This window comes from Candidatus Baltobacteraceae bacterium (assembly GCA_035502855.1).
Lineage (GTDB): Bacteria > Vulcanimicrobiota > Vulcanimicrobiia > Vulcanimicrobiales > Vulcanimicrobiaceae > Aquilonibacter.
In genome coordinates, this window is sequence record DATJTX010000027.1 from 78,742 (window position 1) to 105,351 (window position 26,610).

24 protein-coding genes are annotated in these 26,610 nt (G+C 64.3%); 9 read left to right on the forward strand and 15 right to left on the reverse strand.

Going from position 1 to position 26,610, the window contains the following annotated elements:
* Window positions 1-87: 87 nt before the first annotated feature.
* Genes VMF11_11620 through VMF11_11650 form a run of 7 tightly spaced genes read left to right on the forward strand, consistent with a single transcriptional unit; the run spans window position 88 to window position 8,359 of the window.
* The gene (locus VMF11_11620; protein HTU70956.1) at window positions 88-603 is read left to right on the forward strand and encodes a TlpA disulfide reductase family protein; all 516 of its coding nucleotides are present in this window, start codon (window positions 88-90) and stop codon (window positions 601-603) included.
* Window positions 603-2,480 carry a hypothetical protein gene (locus tag VMF11_11625; protein HTU70957.1) on the forward strand — a complete coding sequence of 626 codons (1,878 nt, stop codon included), beginning with the start codon at window positions 603-605 and terminating at the stop codon, window positions 2,478-2,480. Before VMF11_11620 ends, VMF11_11625 begins: the two co-directional genes overlap by 1 nt.
* A complete protein-coding gene (locus VMF11_11630) occupies window positions 2,477-3,448 on the forward strand; it encodes a GNAT family N-acetyltransferase (protein ID HTU70958.1) in 972 nt (323 codons plus the stop codon). The genes VMF11_11625 and VMF11_11630 overlap by 4 nt, the downstream gene beginning before the upstream one ends.
* Window positions 3,442-4,488 carry a sugar transferase gene (locus VMF11_11635; GenBank protein HTU70959.1) on the forward strand — a complete coding sequence of 349 codons (1,047 nt, stop codon included), beginning with the start codon at window positions 3,442-3,444 and terminating at the stop codon, window positions 4,486-4,488. The genes VMF11_11630 and VMF11_11635 overlap by 7 nt, the downstream gene beginning before the upstream one ends.
* Window positions 4,489-4,497: 9 nt before the next feature.
* The gene (locus VMF11_11640; protein ID HTU70960.1) at window positions 4,498-5,811 is read left to right on the forward strand and encodes a polysaccharide biosynthesis C-terminal domain-containing protein; all 1,314 of its coding nucleotides are present in this window, start codon (window positions 4,498-4,500) and stop codon (window positions 5,809-5,811) included.
* Window positions 5,808-7,208, forward strand: a complete 1,401-nt coding sequence (locus tag VMF11_11645; GenBank protein ID HTU70961.1) for an O-antigen ligase family protein — start codon at window positions 5,808-5,810, stop codon at window positions 7,206-7,208. The genes VMF11_11640 and VMF11_11645 overlap by 4 nt, the downstream gene beginning before the upstream one ends.
* Window positions 7,154-8,359 carry a DegT/DnrJ/EryC1/StrS aminotransferase family protein gene (locus tag VMF11_11650; protein HTU70962.1) on the forward strand — a complete coding sequence of 402 codons (1,206 nt, stop codon included), beginning with the start codon at window positions 7,154-7,156 and terminating at the stop codon, window positions 8,357-8,359. Before VMF11_11645 ends, VMF11_11650 begins: the two co-directional genes overlap by 55 nt.
* Here VMF11_11650 and VMF11_11655 read toward each other — a convergent pair.
* Both VMF11_11655 and VMF11_11660 read right to left on the reverse strand, forming a co-directional pair.
* Window positions 8,294-8,953, reverse strand: coding sequence for a response regulator transcription factor (locus tag VMF11_11655; GenBank protein ID HTU70963.1), 660 nt, complete (start codon window positions 8,951-8,953; stop codon window positions 8,294-8,296). The genes VMF11_11650 and VMF11_11655 overlap by 66 nt on opposite strands.
* Window positions 8,954-9,175: 222 nt before the next feature.
* Window positions 9,176-9,394 carry a hypothetical protein gene (locus tag VMF11_11660; GenBank protein ID HTU70964.1) on the reverse strand — a complete coding sequence of 73 codons (219 nt, stop codon included), beginning with the start codon at window positions 9,392-9,394 and terminating at the stop codon, window positions 9,176-9,178.
* Here VMF11_11660 and VMF11_11665 point away from each other — a divergent pair.
* Entirely contained in the window at window positions 9,393-11,300 is a 1,908-nt protein-coding gene (locus VMF11_11665) for a hypothetical protein (protein ID HTU70965.1), read from the forward strand. The two genes, VMF11_11660 and VMF11_11665, sit on opposite strands and share 2 nt — an antisense overlap.
* A gap of 22 nt (window positions 11,301-11,322) precedes the next feature.
* On the opposite strand, the gene VMF11_11670 is transcribed toward VMF11_11665, so the two are convergent.
* The 9 genes from VMF11_11670 to VMF11_11710 are packed head-to-tail and all read right to left on the reverse strand — an operon-like array spanning window position 11,323 to window position 22,750.
* Window positions 11,323-13,245, reverse strand: a complete 1,923-nt coding sequence (locus tag VMF11_11670; GenBank protein ID HTU70966.1) for a hypothetical protein — start codon at window positions 13,243-13,245, stop codon at window positions 11,323-11,325.
* Complete coding sequence (locus VMF11_11675) at window positions 13,233-14,510, reverse strand: glycosyltransferase (GenBank protein HTU70967.1); 1,278 nt, start codon at window positions 14,508-14,510, stop codon at window positions 13,233-13,235. Before VMF11_11675 ends, VMF11_11670 begins: the two co-directional genes overlap by 13 nt.
* A complete protein-coding gene (locus tag VMF11_11680; GenBank protein ID HTU70968.1) occupies window positions 14,507-15,703 on the reverse strand; it encodes a glycosyltransferase family 4 protein in 1,197 nt (398 codons plus the stop codon). Before VMF11_11680 ends, VMF11_11675 begins: the two co-directional genes overlap by 4 nt.
* Complete coding sequence (wecB, locus tag VMF11_11685) at window positions 15,691-16,782, reverse strand: UDP-N-acetylglucosamine 2-epimerase (non-hydrolyzing) (protein ID HTU70969.1); 1,092 nt, start codon at window positions 16,780-16,782, stop codon at window positions 15,691-15,693. Before wecB ends, VMF11_11680 begins: the two co-directional genes overlap by 13 nt.
* Window positions 16,779-17,903 (reverse strand): DegT/DnrJ/EryC1/StrS family aminotransferase, encoded by a 1,125-nt coding sequence (locus VMF11_11690; protein HTU70970.1) that lies wholly within the window; start codon window positions 17,901-17,903, stop codon window positions 16,779-16,781. Before VMF11_11690 ends, wecB begins: the two co-directional genes overlap by 4 nt.
* Window positions 17,888-18,484, reverse strand: coding sequence for an acyltransferase (locus tag VMF11_11695; protein HTU70971.1), 597 nt, complete (start codon window positions 18,482-18,484; stop codon window positions 17,888-17,890). Before VMF11_11695 ends, VMF11_11690 begins: the two co-directional genes overlap by 16 nt.
* Window positions 18,481-19,458, reverse strand: coding sequence for a Gfo/Idh/MocA family oxidoreductase (locus VMF11_11700; protein HTU70972.1), 978 nt, complete (start codon window positions 19,456-19,458; stop codon window positions 18,481-18,483). Before VMF11_11700 ends, VMF11_11695 begins: the two co-directional genes overlap by 4 nt.
* Window positions 19,458-20,795 carry a nucleotide sugar dehydrogenase gene (locus VMF11_11705; protein ID HTU70973.1) on the reverse strand — a complete coding sequence of 446 codons (1,338 nt, stop codon included), beginning with the start codon at window positions 20,793-20,795 and terminating at the stop codon, window positions 19,458-19,460. Before VMF11_11705 ends, VMF11_11700 begins: the two co-directional genes overlap by 1 nt.
* 2 nt (window positions 20,796-20,797) lie before the next feature.
* Window positions 20,798-22,750 (reverse strand): nucleoside-diphosphate sugar epimerase/dehydratase, encoded by a 1,953-nt coding sequence (locus tag VMF11_11710; protein ID HTU70974.1) that lies wholly within the window; start codon window positions 22,748-22,750, stop codon window positions 20,798-20,800.
* A gap of 125 nt (window positions 22,751-22,875) precedes the next feature.
* Here VMF11_11710 and VMF11_11715 point away from each other — a divergent pair, with 125 nt between their 5' ends.
* Window positions 22,876-23,514 (forward strand): acyltransferase, encoded by a 639-nt coding sequence (locus VMF11_11715; GenBank protein ID HTU70975.1) that lies wholly within the window; start codon window positions 22,876-22,878, stop codon window positions 23,512-23,514.
* Here VMF11_11715 and VMF11_11720 read toward each other — a convergent pair.
* The 4 genes from VMF11_11720 to VMF11_11735 all read right to left on the reverse strand — a co-directional run bounded on the left by VMF11_11720 (window position 23,425) and on the right by VMF11_11735 (window position 26,390).
* Complete coding sequence (locus VMF11_11720) at window positions 23,425-23,775, reverse strand: STAS domain-containing protein (protein ID HTU70976.1); 351 nt, start codon at window positions 23,773-23,775, stop codon at window positions 23,425-23,427. The two genes, VMF11_11715 and VMF11_11720, sit on opposite strands and share 90 nt — an antisense overlap.
* Window positions 23,772-24,248 carry a hypothetical protein gene (locus VMF11_11725; GenBank protein ID HTU70977.1) on the reverse strand — a complete coding sequence of 159 codons (477 nt, stop codon included), beginning with the start codon at window positions 24,246-24,248 and terminating at the stop codon, window positions 23,772-23,774. Before VMF11_11725 ends, VMF11_11720 begins: the two co-directional genes overlap by 4 nt.
* Before the next feature lie 247 nt (window positions 24,249-24,495).
* Entirely contained in the window at window positions 24,496-25,755 is a 1,260-nt protein-coding gene (clpX, locus tag VMF11_11730; protein ID HTU70978.1) for an ATP-dependent Clp protease ATP-binding subunit ClpX, read from the reverse strand.
* 26 nt (window positions 25,756-25,781) lie between these two features.
* Window positions 25,782-26,390, reverse strand: a complete 609-nt coding sequence (locus tag VMF11_11735; GenBank protein ID HTU70979.1) for an ATP-dependent Clp protease proteolytic subunit — start codon at window positions 26,388-26,390, stop codon at window positions 25,782-25,784.
* Window positions 26,391-26,610: the final 220 nt, after the last annotated feature.

The following is a 26,610-nucleotide window of genomic DNA, read 5'->3' on the forward strand; positions in this document are numbered from 1 at the left end:
CGAGGAAGCGGCAACGGCGAAAAGACTAGCTCGTTGCGGGAAATCAGGGGCAGTCAAGCGAGCCCGAACCTTTGGTACGAGTAGAACATGCACTTGCAACGGCTCGCGTTGCGCCGCGCCGGCGTCGTCCTCATGGTCATCTTTTCCCTCGCCGTCGTCGCGGTGGCGGTTCATCGCGGATTGCGTGAAAAGCCGGCCGCACCGGGCAAGCCCCTTCCCGTTCTTTCGCTCGTCGAGCTCGATGGCGCGCCGGCGAGCTTGCGGCCGCAAGCAGGCGTCGCGCTGTACAACGTCTTTGCAACCTGGTGCACGCCGTGTGCAATGGAAATGCCGACGCTTGCAGCAGCGGCGCCGCGGCTTCGCGCCCACGGCATCGCGCTGATCGGGATCGACCAAGGCGACCCGCCGGCGGCGGTACGTGCATTCATCACTCGCTACGACTTGAGCTATCCCATCTTGATCGACGACGAAAAAACAACGAACGCTTTGCTCGGTGCGCGTATCATCCCGGAGACCGTACTCGTGCGAAACGGCATCGTCGCGCAAACGTACGTCGGTCCGCTGACCCCGCAAGCGCTCGATCGTATGGTGGGAGTGCGCTGATGGCGCAGGCCGATCGCCGGCGCGCGCTCGTAATCGGGGTCGAGCACGACGGGCGCAAGCTTTGCCGCCTCATCAACGAGCGCAGCGGTCGCTGGTATCTTCGGTACCGTGGGTCCTCACGTGTGCAAACGCTGCTGGCGTTGATCGAAAGCCGGAGCGTGGAGGCAGTGATCTCGTTATCCGGTCCCGGGCCGCACGCTGCGCTGGCCGACGTCGCGCGGCGGCGCAACATTCCCGTCATCGTGATTTGGGCCGGCGCGGAGGTCCTCGCCGCGAAGACCGATCCGCATCTGCTCGAGGTGATCAAGAACTACAAATTCATCAACCTCGCCGATAGCCCGTGGCTCGTCGACGAGCTGCGTGCGCTCGGCATCGATGCGAGCTACTTGCCCGTAACCGCGGTCGACGTCCCCGCGACGACCGCTCCGATGCCGGAGCGCTTTAACGTGCTCGCGTATTTGCCCGAACCGCAGCGTCCGTTCTACGGCGAGCGCGCGATCTATCAGATCGCCTCGGAGTTTCCGGACGTGCCGTTCACCGTCACCGGGCGCGGCGCGCCCAACGGAGCCGCCCCGCCGAACGTGCGATTCGCCGGCCACGTAGATGATATCGCCGAACGCATCGACGCATCGAGCGTGCTCCTGCGTATGCGCAAACACGACGGGAAATCGCAGCTTGTGCTCGAGGCGCTCGCTCACGCCCGGCACGTAATTTGGAATCATGACTTCCCCGGCGTCGCACACGCGAGCAACACGGCACACGCGATTCGACTCGTACGCGCACTGCGCAACGCGCACGAAGCCGGCATGCTCGATGCAAACGAAGGCGGTCGTGAATACGTAGCCGAGCGATTCGCGCCCGAGCGGATCGCCGCCGATTTCGAGAACCTGCTCGATCGCGCGGTCCGGGAGCGCCCGCTTCCACACGACGCGAGCCGCCGGGTCGCGATCTCGGGCCTCGAACTCTTTACGGCACAAGTCGTGCGCGAAGTGGAGCGCCGCTCGAATGGATGGCTGGCCGAACCGTTGCGAGTGCGTGGCCGCCTCGAGGTTGCCAGTTCGATGATTTCACTCGCGAACGCCGACGTTTGGTATTCGATCGGAGCGCCGATCGGCGACCGGTGGCTCCACCTTCTTGCCCGTTTGCTCCGCAAGCCCCGTGTCATTCACTGGGTGGGAACCGACATTACGGCACTGCGCAGCAACAAGCGATTGCGACGCTGGTGTACGAGTGCGCACGTGCAAAATCTCGCCGAAGCGCCTTGGACGATCGCGGAACTGCGAGCCCTGGGCATCGAAGCGAAACTTGCGCCGCTGCCTCCGCGCTTGCCCCGGGTCGAGCGCGTCGCGCTGCCGAGCACGTTCACCGTGCTTTTCTATCTGCCCAAGTCGCGAGCTGAATTTTACGGCCGGCGTGAATACGAGCGCCTCATTCGTGCGTTTGCGCCGCGAAACGTCCGCTTTTTCCTTGTCGGCGGGGGCGAATACTACGCGCCGCCCGGTGCAAATATCGTCGCTTTGGGGTGGCAGACCTCGCTCGAGCACATCTACCCCGAAACCACCGTCTTGATCCGGTTTACGCAGCGCGACGGCCTCTCGCTCATGACGCTCGAAGCGCTCGCGTACGGGCGGCATGTCCTCTGGACGCAGGAGTTCCCGTTCGTGACGCGCGTGAACAGGTACGAAGAGATCGAGCGCGCACTCAACCTGCTGCTCGAAGCGCACGAACGCGGAGAATTACGCGCGCAGGACGACGCCGCTCGGTATATTTCGCGTGCCTACTCGGCCGAACAGTGCATCTCCGAGATCGCCGCGGTTTGGGAAACGGCGGCTCGACGCCCCAAGCGCGCAAAACCGCTGGCGAGGCCGGCCTCATGAGCGTGGAGCTTCTCCCGCTCGATGAGTGGAACCGGTTCGACCGCGAGCATCCCGCGCCGACCTTTTTTGCTCGTCCCGGCTGGGCCTATGCGCTGCAAGAAACGATACCGGCTCTGGCCGCCGCCCCGCTGCGAATCCGCCTGGGCGAGAAGACGTTCATCCTGCCGACCGTTCACGCGGCACGGCGCCGGTCGCCGTTTCGCGAGTATATCGGATTCCCGCTCGGCGGCTATACGTGCGTCTTGGATGAGGACGGTGCGCTTGCATCGTCCGCCCAGGCACGCGCGGTCGTGGCGGCGGTCGCTGCGCGCGTCGATCATCTGCGGATCTTTCCCTGGCCGCTTGGGCCGGCATTGCCCACCGCCGGTCCGGTGCAACCGCAGCCCTACGAAGCGGCCGTCATCGATTGTTCCGACGGCTTTGAGTCGGCCAAGGCGCGTATGCGCGGCGTGACGCGGCGCATGGCCGATCAGGCGCTGCGGCGCGGCGTCGAATGCGCGCGCGCCGGCGCGAGCGATTTACACGTGTATTACGCGATGCTCGAAGAAGCGAGCCGGGCATGGCCGTCGGGCAAACCGTCGCTTTCGTATGCATTGCTGGAAAGCGTGCTCAACCACGGCGGTGACGACGCGCAGCTCTGGTTCGCGAGCGTGCATGGCCGCCCCATCGGCGGCGGCATCATTCTTTTCGGCGCGGACGAGTTGTTCTTCTGGACGGCTGCGATGGATCGTGACGCATCCACCTACCGCCCGAGCAATGCGCTCAACGTGGCGCTTCTGCGCGCCGCGTGCGAGCGCCGGGTTCGCTGGTACAACCTCGGTGCGAGCCAAGGACTGCAAGGCGTCGAGCGGTTCAAACACGATCTAGGTGCGGCGTCGATCGCGTACCACGAGGTGCACGTTCGGCGCCCGGCGTTCGCGTGGTATGAGCGAGCGCGTGGACTCTTCATGCGAGGAAACGTATGTTAAACACGATAGAAGCTTCCAACCCGGCACACGAAGCAGTACAGGAGTGGCCGGCCCTTCCCGAGCAGCTCGGACGATTCGGTACGCTGCTGATGGTCGGTGACGCCGCCGCGGCGTTGGCATGTATAGCGCTTTTGGGATTGCTCGGTAACGCGACCTCTGCGTTCCTCGCGCTTGCGTGCACCTTTGCACTTGCCGTTGCAGCCGGTCGCTACCGGCTCAGCTATGCGCTGCATCCGAGAGATGAGTGGTATCAAGCCGGCGCCGTCGCGATCGCCGGCGGCTTGGTCGGACTCGCACTCTCGTTCCTCTTTGGTTTGCACTGGCTCGGAGCGATCGCCGGGCCGCTGGTGTGGATCGTCGCGGCCGGCGCAATCGGCGCAGGGCTCCATCGATTGCGGCGCGGCGAGCGGCGCTTCGATCCGGCCGGCGATCGGCTCCGTCGTCCCTATCCGAAACCGTCGACGGCGATCGAATTGGGCATAATCCGCCTGCTTGACGTGCTCTTTGCCTCGCTCGCGCTGCTCGTCTGCACGCCGCTCCTGGTCGTCATTGCGCTGGCGATTCGATTCGATGACGCCGGGCCCGTGTTCTTCCAACAGCGACGGGTCGGCCGCGACGACGACGACTTCACGATGTTCAAGTTCCGTACGATGCGTACCGGCGCGGGCGATGCGTGGGTGCGTCCCGGTGACGAGCGGATCACGCGACGGGGTGCGCTGCTGCGGCGCTGGAGCCTGGATGAGCTTCCGCAATTATGCAACATCGCACTCGGCGAGATGTCGCTGGTCGGCCCGCGTCCGGAGATGCGGGAATATGCCGACCGCTTTGCGCGGGAAGTGCCGCTATACTCGCTGCGCCACGTCTTACGGCCGGGGCTGACCGGCTGGGCGCAGTTGAATCTGCCACGCAACCTCGAGCCGGCGGACGCGCCTAGGGTGCTCGCGTGCGATCTGTTCTACGTCGAACACGTTTCGGTCTATCTCTATCTGTACTGCGTGATCAAGACGGCGTGCGAGTTCTTCACCCACCGGGCGGTTTAAGAGCGTCGCATGTCGTTGCGCAACCGCCTCTTCGCGGATGGGATCTACGCCTTCGCGACGCGCATCGTCTCGATGCTTCTCGCCGCCGCGCTCGGCGTTCTCACCGCGCGCATGCTCGGGACCCATCAGCGGGGACTCTACGTCACGCCGATGGTCGACGCGGGCATCATGATCGCTGCATTTGCGGGTCTGAGCAGTGCGACTTCGTACTTTCTCCTCAGGCAGAACGCCGGACGCGGCGTAGCCCGCACCGCGCTCCTCGCCGGAGCGATGTTCGTGCTCGCGGCAGCCTGCGGTGCGACGATCCTTGCCTTTCTGAGCCACACGTTGTGGGCCGCGCCCGCAGCAATACTCTCGCTCTCGGGGCCGGCCGCGTTGATGATCGGGACCGGCTACGCAACCGGAACGCACCGCGTGCGCGTCGCCGCCGCAATGGGCTGGGCGAACTCCGGGGTGATTCTCGCGATCATGGTGGTCGCATTTGCCGCGGGCGTTCGCGCCGCACCCGGAGCGATCGCCGCCTGGCTGATCGCGACCAACCTCACCGCAATCGGCGTTTTGACGTGGGTCGCGCTCGACGCACGCGGTCTGCCCGAGGGAAAGGCGTCGCTTGGCACGTTCACGCGCTACGCCGCGCGCGCCGGGATGGTCGGCATCGTAACGCTGCTGAACTATCGCGCCGATGTCTACATCGTCGCAATGCTCGGCACGCCGGAGATGCTCGGAATGTACACGCTCGCGGTCAGCGCGGCCGAGGCGCTTCTAGCGACGACGCAAGTCACCGCTTTGGTTACGGCCCCGCATGTGGGCAGCATGGAGGAACGCCCCGCCGCGCAACTGGCGGCGCGCTCCGTCCGTCACAACGTGTTGATCTCGAGCATCTGCTGCGCCGGACTCGCGGCCATCGCGCCCTTTGCCGTGCATCTTCTGTATGGTCGCAGCTTCATGCCGGTCGTGCCCGCCATGCGCGTGCTGCTGATCGGCGTCTTCGCGCTCTCGCTCGGCGGGCCGATGTCGAGCTATTTCACGATCCGTTTAGGACGGCCGGAGGTACCGCTCACCTTGGCCTCTGCGTCGGCCGCGATCTGCATCGTTTGCAGTTTTCTGCTCATTCCGCGTATCGGTTTGGTGGGAGCCGCACTTGCGTCGACGGCGGCCTACATTGCGGGGCAGACCGCCGCGATCATCTGGTTTGCTTCCGTCGCCCGGATTGACGTGCGCACGATGCTGATTCCTCGCCGCAGCGACCTGGTCGCGTATTGCGAGCTCACGGTGGCGCTCTTGGCGCGCAAGGGCGCGTGGGGACGGTCGGCCGGTTCATGATCCGTTCGCTCGTCCGCCCGCCCCAGATCGCCGGCGCGGGAATCTCGCTGCTCGCAGTCTTTGCGATGCTCGGTATCACGGCGCTTTCCGGAACCAAGACGGGCGTCGCGCTCGCACTCGCGGCGGCGCTCGGCCCGCTCGCCGCGTACGCCGCGATCTGCAGGCCGTTCGTCTTTCCGTACGCGCTCTTCGTCGTGCTCGTTCCCTTCGACAATCTGCTCGCGCTTGATGCGTTCGGAACCCTGACGCGCTTGATAGCGATCGCCAGCGGCGGCGCCATCTTGTTATGGCTGATCCGAACCCGCCGCGCCATCATGCCCGATCGTGCCATCGTCTACTGGGCATTGCTGACGGCTTGGTCCGCGGCGACGGTGACGTGGGCGATCGATCCGTCCGCATCGTACGCGCACCTCTTCACCTTCTGCCAACTGGTCGGGATCTACGCCGTCGTGTCGTTCGTGCCGATCGATTCGCGGATGCTGCGGTTCACGATGGCCGCGGCAATCGTGGGCGGGTGCCTTGCATCGGGGTACGGAACCTACGTCTTCCGCCAGGGGCTCGACATCGCCGGCGGCGATCGCCTCTTCCTTGCCAACGACAACAGCATCATCGATCCGAACCAGTTCGCGGCAGCGCTGATCCTGCCGATCGCACTTTCGATGGTCGGACTGATCCGCGCGCGATCGACCGCTCTGCGCTGCGGATGCGGACTCGCGCTCCTGATCATGGGAGGCGGAATCGCCGTTTCCGGCTCGCGCGGCGGGTTGCTCGGGGTGGCGGTTGCTTTGATTTACGTCATCGTGCGCGATCGTAAGCGCATCCTCGGCGCGTTCATCGGTCTGGCAGCGCTGAGCGCAGCCCTGCTTTTCGATAGCAACGTGATCAACCGGTTTTCCAACGCGGCATCGACGGGCGGAGCCGGCCGGGTCGATATTTGGCGGGTCGGTCTCTCTGCGCTGCGCGATCACTTCTGGTTCGGTGCGGGCATTTCGAATTTTTCCGTTGCCTACGACCAGTCGTTCCTCACCGTCAGCGAGCACTACTACACACGCTGGCACCGGGCACCGCATAATTTGCTCTTGTCCACCAGCGTCGAACTCGGCATCGTAGGGCTCGTCATCTTGCTCGCAGCCTGGTACTTCCAGTTTCGGAGCATGCGCAGCGTCCCGATGTACGGCGAGCTTTCCGGTCCGAGGATCGGCGTCGAAGGTGCGCTCCTGGGGCTGTTCGTGGCCGCCATGTTCCTCGACGTCATGTACACGAAATATATCTGGCTCGCGTTCATGCTCGCCATGATGGTACGCAACGCAGCCGTCGCCCCGGCAAGGACTCAGCCACAACCATGCGCGATCAATTCCTACCCTATTGCCGCCCCGACCTCTCCGACGACGAGCTGAGCGGTAGCCTCACCGCTCTGCGTGAAGGCTGGCTGACGACCGGTCCAAACGTCCGCGCCTTCGAGGCGCAGTTCGCGACGGCGGCCGGCGTTCGTCATGCGATCGCCGTGAACAGCTGTACGGCCGCGCTGCACGTGGCCCTACGGGCTTTCGGCGTGGGATCCGGCGACGACGTCGTGATGCCGTCGCTGACCTTCGTCGCCGGCGCGCAGTGCACGCTCGAGCTCGGTGCGACCCCGGTCTTCGCGGACGTCGATCCCGAGACGTTCAGCGTCACGCCCGAGACGATCGCGCGCGTGCTGACGCCGCGAACGAAAGTCATCATGCCGATGCCGTACGCCGGGCGGCCGCTCGATATCGCGCCGATCGTCGAACTCGCGCATGCCCGCGGGATACGGGTTCTCGAGGACGCCGCGCACGCCGCCGGCATGCTCGATCGGGGCCGGTGGTCGGGTGCCTGCAGCGACGCGGCGGCATACAGCTTCTACGCGACCAAGAATCTCACAACGTGCGAGGGCGGCATGCTCCTGACGAACGACGATGCACTTGCCGAGCGCGCGCGGATTCTCTCCCTTCACGGAATGGACCGCGACGCCTGGAAGCGCTACACGGCCAGCGGATCGTGGCGCTACGACGTTACCGAGCCGGGTTACAAATACAACCTTCCCGACCCGTTGGCAGCCATCGGTATCGGCCAGCTCCGGCGCCTCGCGGAGATGCAAGCGCGCCGCGATGAGTTGGCCGCTCTTTACGCGGACGGTCTGCGTGAGATTCCGGGAATTACGCTGCAGGCTCCGGCGCAAAATCCCGGCGATCGCACGAGCTGGTGCATGTTCGTGGTGATCGTGGACGAGGTGAAGGCGGGGATCACACGCGATGATTTGATCGAAGCCCTGCGCGAGCAAAACATCGGTACGTCGGTTCATTACATCCCGACGCACCTGTTCAAAGCCTATCGTTTCTTACGGACGCGGACCGTGCCGCAAACCGAGCGCGTTTGGAAGCGTCTGCTCTCGCTTCCGCTCTACCCTTCGATGAGCGACGCCGACGCGCAAGACGTCGTCGCCGCCATCAAGGGTGCGATTCTACAGCAGACCCAGCCGAATCGCGTGAACGGCGGCTTGGGTTCGCGCGTAAATGTTCAGCTTTGAGAAGATCCGGCTGATGTGATTTTTGATCGTCTTTTCCGAAAGGGTTAGGCGCACGCTGATCTCTTTGTTCGAGAGTCCTTCGGCGATGAGGCGAATGATCTCCGTCTCGCGCACCGAGAGTTCGTTGAGGTCGGTGCGCCGGGACCCGGTCGAACGGCGCCGGAGCCACCCGCCGGCGACGCGCGGATCGACGTACGTATCGCCGCCGGCGACGATCTTGACCGCACGAATGAATTCGCCGGGCATGATGTCTTTGATCACGTAGGCATCGGCGCCGGCAGCTAGACATCGATGCATCACTTCGGGCGCGGGCCGCATCGTCAAGGCGCAAATGCGCGCGTTCGGGGCGCTCGTCCGCACGCGTTCGATGTCTTCGATAAGTCCGTTTGCAGCACCGTCGAGATCGAGGATTACGACATCGGGTTTGGCGCGCGTTACCGCGCGTTCGTCCACCGTCTGTGCATCGCCGACGACCTCGATATGTTTGTCTTGATGAAACACTTGCGAGAGAGCTTTGGCAAAGAGCACTTGCCCTTCGATCACATAGAGCCGAATCGTATCCGGCGAGGTCCCGGCTAGTTCGTGGGCGATCACGGGTCATATCCTTTCCCGATGGTGATTTGGGACTTTTGGTTCGGTCTCTCGGGGTACTCCCATGGTGTCCCCACAAGTTCACGACGTTATGCGGGACGATCAACCCAATTGGTCCCGGGACAAATGGTACGTTGATCGAGGACGCGTTGAGCATCTGCTTTGTTGGTTGAATAAAGTTTCTTGTCGGTCGGAGAAAGTCCGAGCGTTTACACGCTTGGCTGATCACCGTTCAAGGAACTTCTTTTCTGCTTTAATACAACCGATACAAAAAATTGCCATGAAGAACTTGATGCTCTCCATCACGGTTATTTTCTGCGTCCTGTTGAGCGCTTGTGGGGGCAGCGGAGGTGCAAGCGGTGGATCGAACGCTGCGGGCTCCTCCGTCTTACCTGCCGCGGCCGCGGCAAACGCAACCCCGACGGCGACGGCGACTGCGTCCATGCAAGCGAGTGGTGAAATCGTTTCCCTGTTTTCGGACGGGTTTTCACTGCAGACGGGATCGCCGCACGGCCTCATCGACGTCTACACGACTTCAGCAACGAGCATCACCGGCGGGCAGCCGTTCGTCGGCGAGGAGGTCTCCGTCAGCGGGAGCGGTTCGTGGTCTACCTCGATCGAGGCTGCGAGCGTGACGCAAACCGCGGCTGTCGCGGTGGCGATGCCGTCAGGATTACAACTGACGAGCGGTCCCGTCGTGAACGTCGGGAGCAACGAATTTCAAATCGAAAGCGGCCTACCACACGGGTACGTTTGGATCACGACGAACGCGAACACCGCCTTTTTCGGCGGCGCGCCGGCGACCGGCAAATACGAAACCGTCGGCGTGACCGGTTCCTTCACGACCGGCGTCACTGCGGTGATCGCTTCGCAATCGAGCGCGGCGCCGCCGCCCGTGACCGTTTCGGGCCGAGTGGTCGCCGCAACGGCCTACGGATTTACGCTCGACATGAGTTCGTCATACCCGTCGGTTCCGGTCGCGGTGTTTTCAGGGACGACCACGATTACCGGCGGTACGCTGGAAACCGGAGCAACCGCTTCCGTGACCGGCACCGGCGCGCTGACCGGGTCGATTGCCGCGACCTCGATTACGCTTACCGATCCGACGATCGCTACACCGACCCCGAGTCCGACCCCGAGTCCGACGCCGAGCCCGACACCCACGCCGACACCGACACCCGCACCGACGCCGACTCCAACGCCGGAGCCGACGGGGCCGACGCACGTTCTCACCGCCGATTACCTTGCCGGCGTCGACGGCTCGAACTCGATCGCGTGGTCGAGCGCGGCCCCATATTTGACCTGGGCGCAAGTTCCGCCGTCCGTTGCGAGCGCGGTTGCGGGGACGGGCATCAAGACCCAACTCTACATCGACCCGAACCGCGTACAAACCACCGACCCGCTCTATAGCATGCTGCCGGCGCCGGCATTTGCCGCCGCGTGCAACGGAACCGACGTCAGCGATCAATTCGACGACGTCACACAGTACGTCACCAATCCGAGTTCGAGCGCACTCTACGGTCCGTTTGCGCAGCTCGCGACACGGGAGATCGGCAGCGCGCACTACGACTACCTCTTCGAAGACGACGCGGGGCAACTCAGCGAAGAGATTTACGAAACCTTCTCTCCCTCGCTACCCTGCAACTACAACGACAGCGCGTGGGCGAGCGGCGAAATCGCGCTCGCGAACGCTGCGCCGCGACCGGTACTCTTCAACGGATTGAACGAACTCGACGGGCACGATCCCTCGCTCTCGATCGCACTGCTCGCCTCCTCCAACACGATCGGCGGTAATTTCGAGGGCTGCTACAACACGTCGGACCAAGCCGAGCACGGCAGTTGGCTCTGGCTCGCCGAAGAGAACACCGAACTCGAGGTCAACGCCCAAAACAAGATGTTCTCGTGCATGGCACAGTACGGCGGCGACGCTTCGCAGAATACCGCCGCGCGAATCTACGGCTACGCGTCCTTCCTCTTGACCTACAATCCCTCGCTCGACGTCTTGTGGGAATGGTTCGCGACGCCGTCCAAATTCCACGTCTTCCCGGAATCGCAAATCGTGGCGCTCGATCCGGTCGTCGCGGCGCCGGCTTCGGTCAGCGGACTGCTCCAGTCGGGCGGCGCCTATGCGCGGCAATACCAAGAGTGCTTTTATGCCGGCACGTACGTCGGGCGGTGCGCCGTGGTCGTAAACTCCGGCACCACCACCGTCAGTTTCCCGTACACCGGATACTCGCACACGCTGACGCTAAGCGGTTACGGCGTACTGGATGGCGGAACGCTCTCGACCGGCGGCCCGGCCCCCGCATCCACGCTGGGACCGCTGCAAGCCGAGATCGCGTTCCAATAGGCCCGCGGGCGGCGAGCGCGCGTTACGAACGGACCTCGGTTTCGACCGTGGTTCCGGCACCGGTCAGCGGATGCAGCTGAATCAGAAAGCGCTCGCCCTCGACGTTGAGCGATCCGGGGAAACCGGCGACGTCGCGGCCTCCGAGCGGTGCTTTGCCGAGCGGATACCAACGGTTCGCGCGCGCGTCGTAGCGGTAGGTCAAAAAGCATGTGCCGGCGGCGCCGCATCCCCAGCGGTCACCCTCGCCCGCGAGGATCCCGACCTCGACCGTGCCGTCGGCTTTGGTGATCGCGGCGATCGACGCGAGCGAGCCGCCCGCGCTCGGATCGATGGTTCCGGCGGTGCGCGTGAGGCCGCTGCGCGTATCATAGAGCGCGTAGCACGCGGTAAAAAGACGATCGGGCGTTTCGCAGCCGTGCACGAACATCAAATCGCCGTCGCGCATCGTCGTGGCCGAGACCGCCGCGATCACCGGGATTCCGGGCGGAACGCGAGGCCGCATCGACCAGTCGTACTGATACGGTGCCATGCCGCCGCGATACCCATCTTGCGGTGCGCCGACGAGATAGGGACTATCCGGGGTGAGCCGCGCCAGCGGGCGCATACCGGGCGTTAACGTGAAGGCATCGCGGCCGGCGCAATTCGTCCACGTCCAACGATCGCCCGCGGGCGCGCGCGCACGAAAACACGCCAGCGCGAGCCCCTCGCTCGACTCGCCGCGACCGTACCAGCTCCCGGCCAACTCTTCGACATCCATGAGGTAATACACGTACGCCCCGGAGCGCATCACGCCGCCGAAAAGAAAGTGACGGTGCAGCCCGCTGCCGCGTTCCACCAGCATCGTATCGGGTCCATGCGGCGACGCGCAGCTCAGCGCACCGTCACAATGGACCTGCGGCGGCGGGAGCGGCCCGTTCACCGGCGTGGTGATGCCGACGACTGCCGGTGCGAGAAGCGCGCCGCCGACACGCATTGCCGGATCGTACTTCACCTGCACGGCCGCAAAGCGGCCGCGAGCCTGCGGGCATGCGCCGGAAAATGCAGCGGTGACTTGCGTTGCGGCGGCGGCCGCATCGCCCGCCGCTGCGATCCGTACCGCGCAGTGCACGCTGCCCAGGTCGAACGTCATCGTGCCCGGTCCTTCACCCGCATGAACGATGCCGACGTCCGCATACGCATCGTCCTGCGGTGTAAGGGTCAGCGTTTCGCCTCCGTCACCGGGCGGCACGTGCGAAGACCGGAAATCCCACGCACCCGCGGTCGTATCAAAGGTTCCGCCACCCGGTTTTGCATGCAGCGTGACGTAGCTCTGCGCTCCGGACTGTCCGTAACGGCTGCCCGGCTGCTGCTGACCGGCGATGATCGTTACCGCGCCGACCGTCGCGTACGACGCTTCGGAAATGCCGACGCTCGGTAAGAGATATTCCGGCGAATTCGCCAGCGCGTCGAGAACGCGCAGATCGCTTGCGCCGTCCGCGGCAAATTTGAACGGCTCGCATGCAAGCCTTCCCAAGCAACGCCACGCGTCCGGCGGGTGATACGGGATGTAGGTGCTGATCGCGCCGTAGACCGCGAGGATCCCGCCGCCGGCGGTTTGCGCCAGCGCCGGGGCATCATGCCCTGCTTCGGAGAGCGCCGTCGTGTAGTTGCCGTTCGGCGGGACGTTGATCTGCCGGTCGGCGAGCATCGTGCCGGAATCCGCGTTCCAGATCGCCGCGCCCGGTTGAATCGTTCCCACCGCGCCGTTGTGTCCGTCGCCGTCGACTTCGAAGGCGCCGAGCACGAGATTTGGCGTGCCTTTGAGCAGAAGCGACGTTCGCGTCAAATTCGCCGGCTGCGTTTTGGCGACGCGGTCCGCCGCGCGGACGGGCTGATCTGCGGCCAGCGTTCCGATGCATCCCGCGGTTGCGAGAATCGCCGCGAATGCGGCGATCAACCGGACCATCGCGCCTGTTCGAGGACGTGCGCGTAGCGATCGCCGAAATGGGCGACTTCGAACGGCGCTACCGCTTCCTCCGAAAGGATCGCGGTCGATCCGCTGCGCCATTCGCGCACGGCATCGACGATCGCGGCGCGAAGACCGGCGACGTCGCGCAGGCGCTGGCCGGCGCCCGTTTCTTCGAGCGCCTCATCCATCACCGTTCGTCCGGCGGGACCGCCGACGGCGAGAATCTTACGGCGCGCGCCAAAGTATTCGAAGAGCTTGCCGGTATAGGTGCCCCGCTCGTCCACACCGTTGCGAACGAAAATGATCAAGCGCGACGCCGCTCGCTCCCGTCGCAGGATCTCCTCGCGCGGCGCGCGCCCGTGAAACGTCATGACCGAGCTCAGGCCGCACGCATCGGCTTGCGCAAAAAGCCAACCCTCCGGCTCACCGTAGAGGTCGACCTGGACTTCGCTTTCGGCGACTGCGCCTTCGCGAATCAGCTCCGCGAGCGCTTCGAAAAACGGCAACGGGTTGCACAGACCACGGTAGAGATTTCCCGCGTGCAGAAACGTTGCCTTTGGAGGTGGTACGAAAGGAATCGGGTCCCATTCGCGGCTCGAGAACGCGTTCGGAATCGTATAGACGCGCTGATGCGCATACCGTTCGCGCAATCCCTGCGCGATCGGTTCCGAGACGGTTACGAGAGCTTGCGCGCCTTGAAAGGCGTAGCCCTCGAGCAGCTCGTCGATGGCGCGCAGAATCGGACCGCCGCCCAAAGCGTCGTTGCGCAGCCACGGATCGCGGAGGTCGGCAATCCAAGGCACGTTGCCGTGCGAGCGAGCGGCGACCAAATGCGTTGCGACCGGGGGCGAGGTCGAGATGATCGCGTCGACGCGTTCGCTTTGCAGCAATTCTTTGACGGCGCGTACGCCGGGTCCGAGCCAGCCCAGACGTCCGTCGGCGAATCCGAGCGTACGGTGGCCGACCTCGAGGACGCGCTGCTTCCACGATGGGCGCTCCAGCGCGCTGCCTTGTTCGACGTGAAAGCGTTCGTGCGTCGTTTGGCCGGACCGAACGCCCAGCAATCGGCGCACGGGCGAACGAAATTCGACGACACCGGTCGTACGCACGGGCGGCGAGTAGTGCACGTCACCGACCTGCGGCACGACCGGAATAACCTCCCATCCGTGCGAGGCCAACGATTCGACGATGTGCTGCGCCCGCACCGACGCGATCGCCTGGCGCGGAGGCAGGTAGTACGTCAGCAGCAGCGCGCGTTTCATAGCGACGCGAGCCACCGGTCGACGATGCCGGGCCACGCAAAGCGTTCGACGGCCAGCGCACGCGCGTTCCGCGACATTCGTTCGCGCGCGACCGGATCGCGCGCGATGCCGCGCATCGCGGCGGCAATCGCCGTAGGATCTTCGGGAGGAACGACGATTCCCGCATCGGCGTCCGCGACGATCGCGGCGCCCTCTCCTTCGCCGCTATAAATCACCGGCACGCCGCAGGCCAGCGACGGGAAGAGCTTCGAGGGGCGTGCACCCAGATGCGTGTCCCTGCGCACGAGAGGAACCAGCGAGGCGCTTGCGAGCGAGAAGTACTCCGGCATGTCGTCGAGCGGTACCGGATCGAGGAATCGCACGTTGCTCAGAGCTCTCGCGCGCGTCAGTTCGAGGAGTGCCCGTTTCGTCGTGCCTGCGCCGAGGAAGAGCACGAGGCATTCGGGTGCGAGCGCGGCGGCCTCGATGAGGTTGTGGAGGCCTTGCGCGATCCCGTGCGTTCCCGCGTACAAGAAGAGCGGCCGGCCGTCGAGCTGCAGCCGCCGGGCGAGCGCATCGCTGCGCGCCCGCGGCGTGAACGCTTCGATATCGATGCCGTTCGGTAGAAAGCGCAGCTTGTCGGCCGGGACGCCTTTGCGCACGCGCAGGTCGCGTTCGATTCCGGCGGTGACGGCGTTCACCAGCGTTGCGCGCTGATAGGTCCAGGCTTCGAGCCGCTCGGCCGCGCCGAGCAGCGGACCGCTGCGCAGCACCCCGAGTTCGCGCACGGCATCGGGCCAAAGATCGGCAACGTTGAAAATGAGCGCGCAGCGGTGGAGTTTGGCGGCGATCCACCCGGGAACGGCGAGAAAGAGCGGCGGCGACTCGACGAAAATCGCGTCCGGGCGGCGGGTACGAGCGATTCCGAGCAGCGAGCTGCACGCAAATGACAGATAATTGAGCATGCGCCGGAAACCGGTGCCCGCGGCCGCGTAGACCCAGGTCCGGTGTACGGTCGCGCCGTCGACTCGGTCGCAGCGGTAAAGGCGGCGGCGATATCCCTCGAAGGTGCGTCCGAGGAGATGATTCGGCATCGCCGTGACGACTTCGACCTGATGGCCGCGGCGTATCAGCGCACGGGTCAGTGCCGAAAGACGAGCCTGCGCTGCGCCGATCTCCGGTAGATAATACTGGGTGAGGATCAGGAGGCGCATGAGCCGGCGTGCTTCTGGATTGCGATCGACGAAACGAGCGCGTCGACGATTCGCGCGGCGCTGCCGCCCGCGCCAAAAGGTGCAACGCGCTCCCGCGGAGGCTCGCGACGCGCAGCCAGTGCGATCGCGCAGGGGTCCGAACCCGCGAGCACGTTCCAGCCGCCCTCCAGCGTTTCGTTCCATTCGGTGCGATCGCGCAGCGTGACGCAGGGTGTTCCCAGGGTGATCGCTTCCTTCTGCATCCCGCCCGAATCCGTGATGACGACCCGAGCATGCGCCTGCAGCGCGAGCATCTCGCGATACGAGAGCGGCTCGCAGGTGACGATGTTATCGGAGGCACCGACGCAGAGCAGTTCGACCAGCCGCTGCGTGCGGGGATGAACCGGGAAGATCACCCGCATCCCGGTGCGCCGCAAGCCGGCGATAAGCCGCGCAAAGATCGCGACGTCGTCCGTATTGGCCGCTCGATGAATCGTTGCCAGCGCAAAGTCGCGCGAGCGGACGCTGAAGCGGTGCAAGATCGGCGGATCGCGATCCAGAGCCTTGGCCGTGATGAGCGCGAGATCGACCATGAGATCGCCGACGACCGTAACGCCGTCGAGAATGCCTTCACGCGCGAGCTGCTCCGCTGCCGAGCGCGTCGGCACAAGCAGCAGCGCGCTGATCCGGTCGGCAAGAAGGCGATTGATCTCCTCCGGCATCGTGCGGTCGAAGGAACGCAGGCCCGCCTCGACGTGAGCTACCGGCAGATTCAGTTTGCTCGCGACCAGCGCACCGGCCAGCGTGCTGTTGGTGTCGCCGTAGACGATCACGACGTCGGGTTGTTCGTACTGCATGACCGGCTCGAGCTTACTCATCATCTGTGCGGTCTGCGCTCCGTGCGATGCCGATCCCACACCGAGGTTGTAACGCGGCTGCGGGATACGCAGCTCGCTGAAGAACACCTCGCTCATTCCGGCGTCGTAGTGCTGACCGGTATGCACCAGACACTCGTTGATGCCGCGCGCGGCGAACTCTCGCGAAAGAAGCGCGGCCTTGACGAACTGCGGGCGCGCCCCGACGACGGTGAGTACTCTCATCCAATCGCCACGGCGCCGGCGAATAGACTGCGCACCGCCTCGATGACGCGCCCGCGCTCACCGTTCTCGATCTCGGGAAACATCGGCAGCGAGAGCACTTCGCCGGCCGCCGCTTCCGCATGCTCGAAATCACCGCGCCGGTAACCCAGCGGTTCGTGAACGCGCTGAAGGTGCAGCGGCACCGGATAATAGACCATGGTCCCCACGCCGCGCACTGCAAGCGCCGCTGCTTTGGCGTCGCGACCGGCCAGCCGAATGGTGTACTGATGATAGACGTGGCGGTAGTCAGGCTCCTCGAGCGGTACGGATACCTCGCTTTGGAGCGCGCGGGTGTACGCGTGTGCGACCGCACGGCGCCGCTCGATCCAGCGTTCCAAATGAGGAAGTTTCACTCGCAAGATCGCCGCCTGCAATTCGTCGAGCCGGCTGTTGACCCCAACCTCTTCGTGGTGATATTTGACCCGGCCGCCGTGAGCGCGCAGCGAACGCACGCGCTCTGCGACCTCGCGGCGAGCCGTAACCAGCATCCCGCCGTCGCCGTACGCGCCCAGGTTCTTCGAGGGAAAGAAGCTGAAAGCGGCGGCGTCGCCGAACGTGCCGATACGCCGGCCGCCGATCGACGCACCGATCGCCTGCGCGCAATCCTCCACTACGGCCAGACCAGCTCGCGCGGCGATCGCCATGATGGCGTGCATCGGCGCCGGATTCCCATAAAGATGCACCGGCAAAATCGCCCGCGTGCGCGGCGTGATCGCCGCTTCGATCGCTCGCGGATCGATATTGAACGTAGCCGCGTCGATATCGGCAAAAACCGGCGTGGCGCCCACCATCGCGATCGCTTCGGTCGTCGCGACGAACGTGAACGGCGTCGTGATGACCTCGTCGCCGGCGCCGACGCCGAGCGCCCGCAGCGCCAGGTGCAGCGCGTCCGTGCCGGAGTTCAAGCCGACCGCATACCCGCCGCCCAAATACGCGGCTACCTCTTGCTCGAGCGCGCTCACGTTGGGACCGTTGATGAAGTGACCGCTTTCGAGCACGCCCTCGACGGCGCGCGCGATTTCCGCTTTGAGCGCGTGGTACTGGCGGCGAAGATCGAGGATCGGGATCACGGCGTCTGCCATACGGACACTCCCGATTTCATGTAGCTGCGCCCGCAATTGCCGCAGAGCGCGCGATCCGAATCGAAGGCGAGTTTGACGCCGCATTCACACGCATAGCCGCGAAGCCTGGCGGGGTTTCCATAGACGATTCCGTAGGCCGGAACGTCCGACGTGACGACCGCGCCCGCACCTACGAACGCGAATTCTCCCAGCGTATGCCCGCAGACGATCGTCGCGTTGGCTCCGATCGACACGCCGCGCCGAACGAGCGTGGGCGCGTAGTCGGCGCTGGTATTACGCGGTGTCCCGGAACGCGGTGTCGTCACGTTGGTGAACACCATGCTCGGTCCGCAGAAGACGTCATCCTCGAGCGTGACGCCCTCATAGATCGAAACGTTGTTCTGGATCTTGACGTTGTTGCCGATGACGACGCGGCCGGCGATGACGACGTTTTGCCCGATCGAGCAGCGCGCCCCAATGCGCGCGTGCGCCATGATGTGACAAAAATGCCAGATCTTCGTGCCCAAGCCGATCTCGACGGGCTCGTCGACATACGAAGATTCATGGACAAAGTAGGGCTTGGTGCGGTCGATGACGCTCACGCGATCTCCTCAAATGACGGGCGGTGATTTCGGACGCCGAACATGCTCAGAACTTGGACGACGCGCAGTCCGTTCTCGCCGTCGGTAAGCGGACGCTGACCGCTCGCAGCGGCTTCGACGAAGGCGCGGACTTCGGCGAGAAGCGGTTCCGCCGGCGTAAAATCCACCGGGCGTTCTTCTTCGCGCCAGAGCGTGGCGTGACCGAACTCGTCGTAGTCCTGCCCGCAAGGAGTCAGCGTGAGCGACGCGCCCTCGCGCGAATCGATTAGGCGCAGCACGCCGGTCGCGCCGAAGACGTCCAGGCGCGAGCTCTTGTCCGGGTCGAGCCAGCTCGTCTCGATGTGGGCCGTGCGGCGCCGCGTGAAGGTCAGGTCGGCGTAGGCAAAGTCGGCAATATGCTCGCGCACGAACGCCGAGGTCGCGCCGGCGACGGTCAGCGGAAATTCATCGAAGACTTCGAGCGCCAGCGCCACGTCGTGCGGTGCAAAACTCCACCAGACGTTTTCGTTCGCGCGCAGGGTCCCCCATGACAGACGGCGCGAGCGCAGGTGGCGAACCTCGCCGATCGCGCCCTCCCGGATCAGCCCCAGCATCCGCTGCACGCCGGGATGGTAGAGCAGAACATGCCCGACGAAAAGGGTCATCTCGCGAGCGCGGGCTGCGCGAACGACCATCGCCGCGTCGTCGACGCTCATCGCCAACGGCTTCTCCACGAAGACGTGCTTGCCGGCGGCGATTGCGGCGAGCGCCAGCTCCGCGTGAACGGCGGGCGGCGCCGCGACCACGACCGCATCGATATTCCGCGCCAGGAGCGCGGTAATCTCCGACTCCAGCCCCGCGTGCGGGTACTCGCGTCCCATCTCGGCAAGCGCCGGTGCGTTTGCGTCGCAAATACTCTCGAGCACGCCCAGCTGCGCGCACGCGCGAATGATGTTGCGCCCCCAGCGTCCGGCACCGATTACGCCGATCTTCATCACAGCATCACCACGTTGGCTCGGCCGTCACGGACGTTGCGCGTCGCATTGCGCGTATCGATCACCAGGCGCGCGCAGTCGACCACGCGCCCATAGTCGATCGTCGAATGATCGGTGAGGATCACGACCGCGTTGGCCCGTTCCATCACCTCACGGGAAAGCGGAATCGAATGCCACATCGCGCCGTGTTCGTCGGTCACGCTGGGAACGTAGGGATCGTGGTAATCGATCCGCGCCCCATCCTTGCGCAGCAAATCCATGACCTTGAGTGCGGGCGATTCGCGCCAGTCCTCGATGTCGCGCTTGTAGGCGACGCCGAGCACGAAGATTTCCGCGCCCTTGAGGGCGACGGCTTGCTCGTTGAGGGCACGGACGACTTTCTCGCGCACGAAGTACGGCATCGTCCAGTTGATCTCGCCCGCGAGTTCGATGAAGCGCACGTTCATGTCGAATTCGCGCGCCTTCCAAGCGAGATAGAACGGATCGAGCGGGATGCAGTGACCGCCGACGCCGGGTCCGGGATCGAAACGCATGATTCCGAACGGCTTGGTCGCCGCCGCGTCGAGCACGTCCCAAATGCTTATCCCGAGCCGGTCGCACAGGAGCGTCATCTCGTTGACGAGTGCGATATTGACGGCGCGGAACGTATTCTCGAAGACCTTGGTCATCTCGGCGACTTTGGGCGAGCTCACCGGAACGACGTTTTGGATCGTCTGCCGGTAGAACGAAGCCGCCACGTCGAGGCAGGCCGGCGTCACGCCGCCCACGACTTTGCTCGTGTTTTTGGTCGTGTAGCGAGCGTTTCCGGGGTCGACGCGTTCCGGCGAAAACGAGAGAAAGAAGTCTTCCCCCACGCGCAGACCCGAGGCGGAGAGAATGTCGAGCAAGATACCGTCGGTCGTACCGGGATAGGTCGTACTCTCCAAACTGATCAGTTGACCGGGGCGCAGAGACCGCGCGATTTCTTGTCCGACGTTGCGAATGTAGGAGATATCCGGCTCCTTGTTGACCGTGAGCGGCGTCGGTACGCAGATCACGATGCAGTCGCACTCGCCCAGCGATCCGAAATCGGTCGTCGCGGCAAGCCTCTTGCCCTCGACGGCTTCGGCCAGCTCGCCGTCTTGCACGTCGCGGATGTAGTTGAGCCCTTGATTGACCTGATCGACGCGAATCGGATTGCGATCGTAGCCGATCACGGAGAATCCCACCTTGGCTTTCTCGACTGCCAGGGGCAAGCCGACGTAACCGATGCCGACGACACCGACACGGGCGCTTCGATCGACGATTTTCTGCTTGAGTTCGTTTGCGCCATGCGACGCAGGAGCAAGGATCTTCACGATTAGGTTGCCTCGATACGGGTGGTCATGACGGGCGCGATTTCCGCGCGCTCGACGCGGACGAATCGTTGCTGCGCGGGAACCTGCGCGCCCTCGCGGTCGGGAGCAGGCTTCGCGTGGACGAGCGGCGTGTATTCGGGGACGAACTCGCGCAGCGTGGCGATCGCGCCGGCCGTGTCGTAGCGGCGAACCGCAGCGCGCAAACGATCGACGCCCTCGTTCAGGTGCGCGTAATCGAGCCGTTCTTGCTTCGCGATGAAAAGGCGCTCGTGTGCGGTGCGCGTGAACCCCTCGCCGTCGGTGAGGATCTCCTCGAAGAGCTTCTCACCCGGACGAACCCCGCTCTCGACGATGTCGATGTCGCGATACGGCTCGAGCCCCGAGAGGCGCACGACCTGTTCGGCCAAATCGAGGATGCGTATCGGCAGCCCCATGTCGAGCACGAACACCTCGCCGTCCATCCCCATCGACATCGCTTGCAGCACGAGCGAGACGGCTTCGGGAATCGTCATGAAGTACCGCACCATGTCGCGATGCGTAATCGTGACGGGCCCGCCGGACTGCACCTGCGCCTTGAAGATCGGCACCACGCTTCCCCGACTCCCGAGTACGTTGCCGAAACGGACCGAAACGAATTCCGTCGCCGAACCGCCGGCGAAAGACTGACAGATGAGCTCCGCCATTCGCTTGGTGGCGCCCATGACGCTCGACGGGTTCACCGCCTTGTCGGTGGAGAGCAGGATGAATTTGGCGGCGCCCGAAGCCGCAGCCGCGAGCGCCACCACCTTGGTGCCGAAAACATTGTTGCGAATGGCTTCGCAAACGTTGTCTTCGACGATCGGCACGTGCTTGTGGGCCGCGGCGTGGAGCACCACGCGCGGCTTATACGTGCTGAAGACATGGCGGATCGCACCGACGTCGGCGACGTCCGCCAATACCATTCTGCTCCGGCAGAACTTGTAGGTCTCGTGCAATTCGCGCTCGATCGAGAACAGGCTGTTCTCGCCGTGGCCGAGGAGCACGAGCAGCGCCGGGTCGAACGCCGCGATCTGCCGGCAAATTTCCGAGCCGATCGAGCCGCCGGCTCCGGTAACGAGGACGACTTGGCCCTCCAAATGCGGGCGAATCCCGGCCGTGTCGATCACGACCGGTTCGCGGTGGAGCACGTCCTCGAGCCGAATGTCGCGCATGCGTGAAACGGTGACGCGATCGGATAGAACGTCGGCTGCATCCGGCACGACGGTGACGCTGGGCCGGCGCTCGGCCGGGACGTGCGTGCACAGCTCCTTGATCTCGTTGATCAGCCAGAGCGGCGCGGCCACGATCGCCACGATCACCGTATCGACCGCGTGCTTGCGCAGCAGCTCCGGCAATTGATGCAGTTTCCCCAGCACGCGCACGCCGTCGACGCGCCGTTCGGACACTCCGTCTTCGACACAGCCCACGACGCGCATCGCGACGCGCCGGTCTTCGAAGATCGACTTGGCGATTTGATGCGCGGCGATGCCGTGCCCGACGATGAGCACGCGTTTGGCCTCCGGCCGCTGGTTTTGCCACCATATCCGCAAGACGACCAGACCGATCCGCGAAAACATGCGCAACACGAACGATAGTGTCGCGACGATGATCACCAAGCGCCCCGATGCGGTCTGCAGCGGCGTCGGAAGCACCTCGCAGAGGAGCGCCAAGACGGCGCCGGCAGTGGCTCCGACGAGCAGCCGCACGACGTCGTAAAAATCGAACGTGCGCGCGCTTTCGTAGCGAAACTGGACGTAGCAGCCGCTCACCAGGAAGATCGCGCCGATCATACCGAGTTGTTCCGGCGATGCCGAATGGATATCGCCTACGATCGGGGCCAGCAGCAGGGCGATTCCGATCAAGGCGCAGTCGGCGATGAGCAGGGCCGCGCGGAGCAACGGCCGGATCGCCCGCGGACGTCCGTTGAGAGTCGACATCACGGCTCCATCCTAGATTTTGTGGTTACCGGGGACGAGATTCAGGGCGCTCATGGCCTTTGGGGCAGTCGGCCCCCCGCGCGGGGTCCTTCTGCCGTAGCGCCGCTTCGTATTGCGAAGGCACGATGACCGAGATGAATCCGCTCGCTCGCGCCGTGACCGACGTGCGTGCCCTTCTTCGGCTGCTGCAAACCGAGTTGGGAGACGCCCGCCAGCGGGCAGCGCTGCCCGGGATCACCTACGCATCGCATACGATCATCCGCGGCGCCGACCGCATCCGCACGGGACGCAACGTCTTCCTCGATCACGGAGCCTATCTCAACCCGAGCACCGTCAACGACCGGCGCGGCTTCATCGAGATCGGTGACGACGTCGAAATCGGACCGTACAGCGTTCTGTGGGGCGGCGGCGGTTTGACGATCGGAAACAACGTGCACCTCGGCGCGCACGTCCACATTACGACGCAGCAAGGCCGCCCCGTCGATTCCACCAAGCGCGGGCCGCTGATCGTGGACGTCGCTCCCGTCGTGATCGGAAACGACGTTCTGATCTATTCCGGCGCCATCATCGTCCCGGGCGTGCGCATCGGCGACGGCGCAAGCGTTGCCGCGGGCGCGGTCGTCGTCCGCGACGTACCAGCCGGTGCGCGCGTCGGCGGCGTGCCGGCGCGCGTGCTATCGGCCGAGCGCCGGCGGGAGATCTTGCCGCGATTCGACCACGTGAAAATGGCGGTCGAGTCCGGTCACCGAGAGGATCTTTCGTAGCACCGGAAGCGGGACGACCAGATAGATCTCACTGCCCGAAGGCCGCAGACTGCGTCGCAGACGGGCCAGCGCGTTGATCGCGGAGGAATCCATGAATCGCAGCGCGCTCATGTCGATGACGACGATGGGCGCGTGGCGCAGTTCTTCCAGAGCGGTCGCAAACGACGCCGCGTTCGAGAGGTCGATCTCGCCGGAAACTTCGAGGAGCGGGTGCCCTCCGATCTCACCGTGGGTGAACCGCGCTAGTGGCCCGCGCGTCAATTGCGCGCGTCCAACCGGCCGGCGTCGGCTTGCGCGAGCAACTCGATCAGTACCGTACGCCTCGCATCCACCGGTGCTTTGTTGTAGCGCTCGAACGTCGCCCCGAGCAGTTGTGCCAGGCCCTCATAGACCAATGCCTGCGACTCGGCTGACGCCGGCGCCCGGCTCGGATTGGTCGAGCGCAGATCGCCGTCGATCCGTCCGCGGTCGATCAGGCGCAGCAGCGTGCTCTCGCACGAAGGACGCCGGTAGAGGTTGCGTCGCGAGCGCACGCCGGGAAACGCGGCCCGCTCGCGGGTGATGAATCCGAGATCGTCGAGCGCCGAGAGCGCTTCGAAGACCATCGACGAGCTATAGAGACCCAGGTCCTCGCGGATTTGGTCGATGGTCGGACTGCACGCCCCGGCCGGATCGGAGAGCATGGTCAAGTACACGTACATGCTCACCTGGCGCGGATTGAGGACGTGAAACAAAAAACCACTCCACCACGCGGGGATCAAAGCCATAGGAGCGCACACATGCTCTGCGCCGTCTTGGGGCGGTTTTTCCACTGGGTCGCTCGTTTGGAATTCCTCCGGCTGGAAGCCTGCGCGGCGTATGGTCCAGAAATCTGGAGGTAAATTCTGCCGCAGCGGCCGGGCGCTTCAAACCAGGCTTTTCGGGGTATCGCGCGCGCGGCCGGAAAACCCGGGAAACTCCTTGGAAAAAAAGAGGCCGGCGCTAGGCCGGCATGTCTTTCTTTTGCTCTTGATAGATCAGCGTCGGCGGATCTTTTTTCTCGATCACGTCTTTGTTGATGATACACTTCTTGACCCCCTGTAACGAGGGAAGGTCGTACATCACGTCGAGCATCGTCTCTTCGAGAATCGAACGCAATCCGCGCGCCCCGGTCTTACGGCTCTGCGCTTTGGTCGCGATCGCGACCAGCGCGTCCTTGGTGAACTGCAAATCCACGCCGTCCATGTTGAGAATCTTCTGGAACTGTCGCACCAGCGCGTTGCGCGGCTCGGTGAGGATGCGGCGCAGTGCGAGCTCGTCCAGCGCGTCGAGCGTCACCACGATCGGCAAACGGCCGATGAACTCCGGAATCAAGCCGAACTTGAGCAAGTCCTCCGGCATCAACTGCTGGAGCAGCTTGCCGGTACGGGAATCCTTTTTGCCTTCCGGCGTCGCGCGGAATCCCATGTTGTTCGCGCTGACGCGTGATTCGATGATGCGCTCCAAACCGTCGAACGCTCCGCCGCAGATGAACAGCACGTTGGTCGTGTCGATTTGGATGAACTCTTGATGCGGATGCTTGCGCCCGCCTTGCGGCGGGACGTTGGCCGTCGTGCCTTCGAGAATCTTGAGCAGCGCCTGCTGAACGCCCTCACCGGAGACGTCGCGCGTGATCGAAGGATTCTCGCTCTTGCGCGCGATCTTGTCGATTTCGTCGATGTAGACGATGCCCTTCTCGGCGCGTTTGACGTCATAGTCCGCGGCTTGAATCAGCTTGAGCAGAATGTTCTCGACGTCTTCGCCGACGTAACCGGCCTCGGTGAGTGAGGTCGCGTCGGCCATGGCCAGCGGCACGTCGAGAATCTTCGCAAGCGTTTGCGCGAGATACGTCTTGCCCGAACCGGTCGGACCGACGAGCAGGATGTTGGACTTCTGCAGCTCGACGTCGTCGGCCGCGCCGCCGGCGTTGATACGCTTGTAGTGGTTGTAGACCGCCACCGCCAGCGACTTCTTGGCGCGCTCTTGACCGATCACATACTGGTTGAGGATGTGATTGATCTCTTTCGGCTTGGGGATATTGCGCAGCCGCAGGTTTTCATCGACGTTCTTGTAGAGCTCTTCTTCGATGATCTCGTTGCAGAGCTCGATACACTCGTCGCAAATGTACACGCCGGGCCCGGCGATCAACTTACGCACCTGCTCCTGCGACTTGCCGCAGAAGCTACACTTGAGCTGACCCTTCTCGTCTCCGAAACGGAACATATCGGGGGCGGGCGTCCTCCTGGGCGTTAAGCCGGCGTCGACAAGGCTCCACGGTCTTCGATAACGTGATCGATAATCCCGTAGTCCTTGGCCTCGTCCGAGGTCATGTAGTAGTCGCGGTCGATATCCTTGAGGACTTGCTCGATCTGCTTCTTGGTCGTCCGCTCGTAGATGTGGGCGATGGTTTGGCGCGTCGCGATCAGGTCACGGGCGGCGATTTCCACGTCGGTTGCCTGCCCCCCGATCTGCGAGACCCAGGGCTGGTGGATCAGAATCTTGGCATGGGGGAGGGCAAAACGCTTTCCGGCTGCGCCCCCGGTCAGCAGAACCGAGCCCATCGAGGCGGCCATGCCCATGCAGATGGTCGCGACGTCCGGCTTGATGAAGCGCATGGCGTCATAGATCGCTAGGCCCGCGGTCACGCTGCCGCCCGGCGAGTTGACGTACATGTCGATGTCCTTGTCGGGGTCTTCTTTTTCGAGGAAGAGCAGCTGCGCGATCACGAGGTTGGCCAAATGATCGTCGATCGGCCCGCCGACGAAGACGATCCGGTCCTTGAGTAGGCGTGAATAAATGTCGTACGCGCGCTCCCCGCGTGCGCTTTGTTCGACGACCATCGGTACGAGATGCCCCATACGCTTGTAATCCGTTCCTTTTTCCAGTTGCCCGCCGCTAACGTAACCCACGCGACGTGGGTGAAGGTTCCGGCGGAATCGGCTAGGGAAGCTCTGAAGAAGTCCATGCACCGATCGTTATGGCCCCGATGGCCGCAGACCCGAGGAGTCGGCGAGGGAGCATAGCCGGGGTGTTCTGTGACCGAGCCGACGACGATGGAGATGCGCCATCGCGGCCATA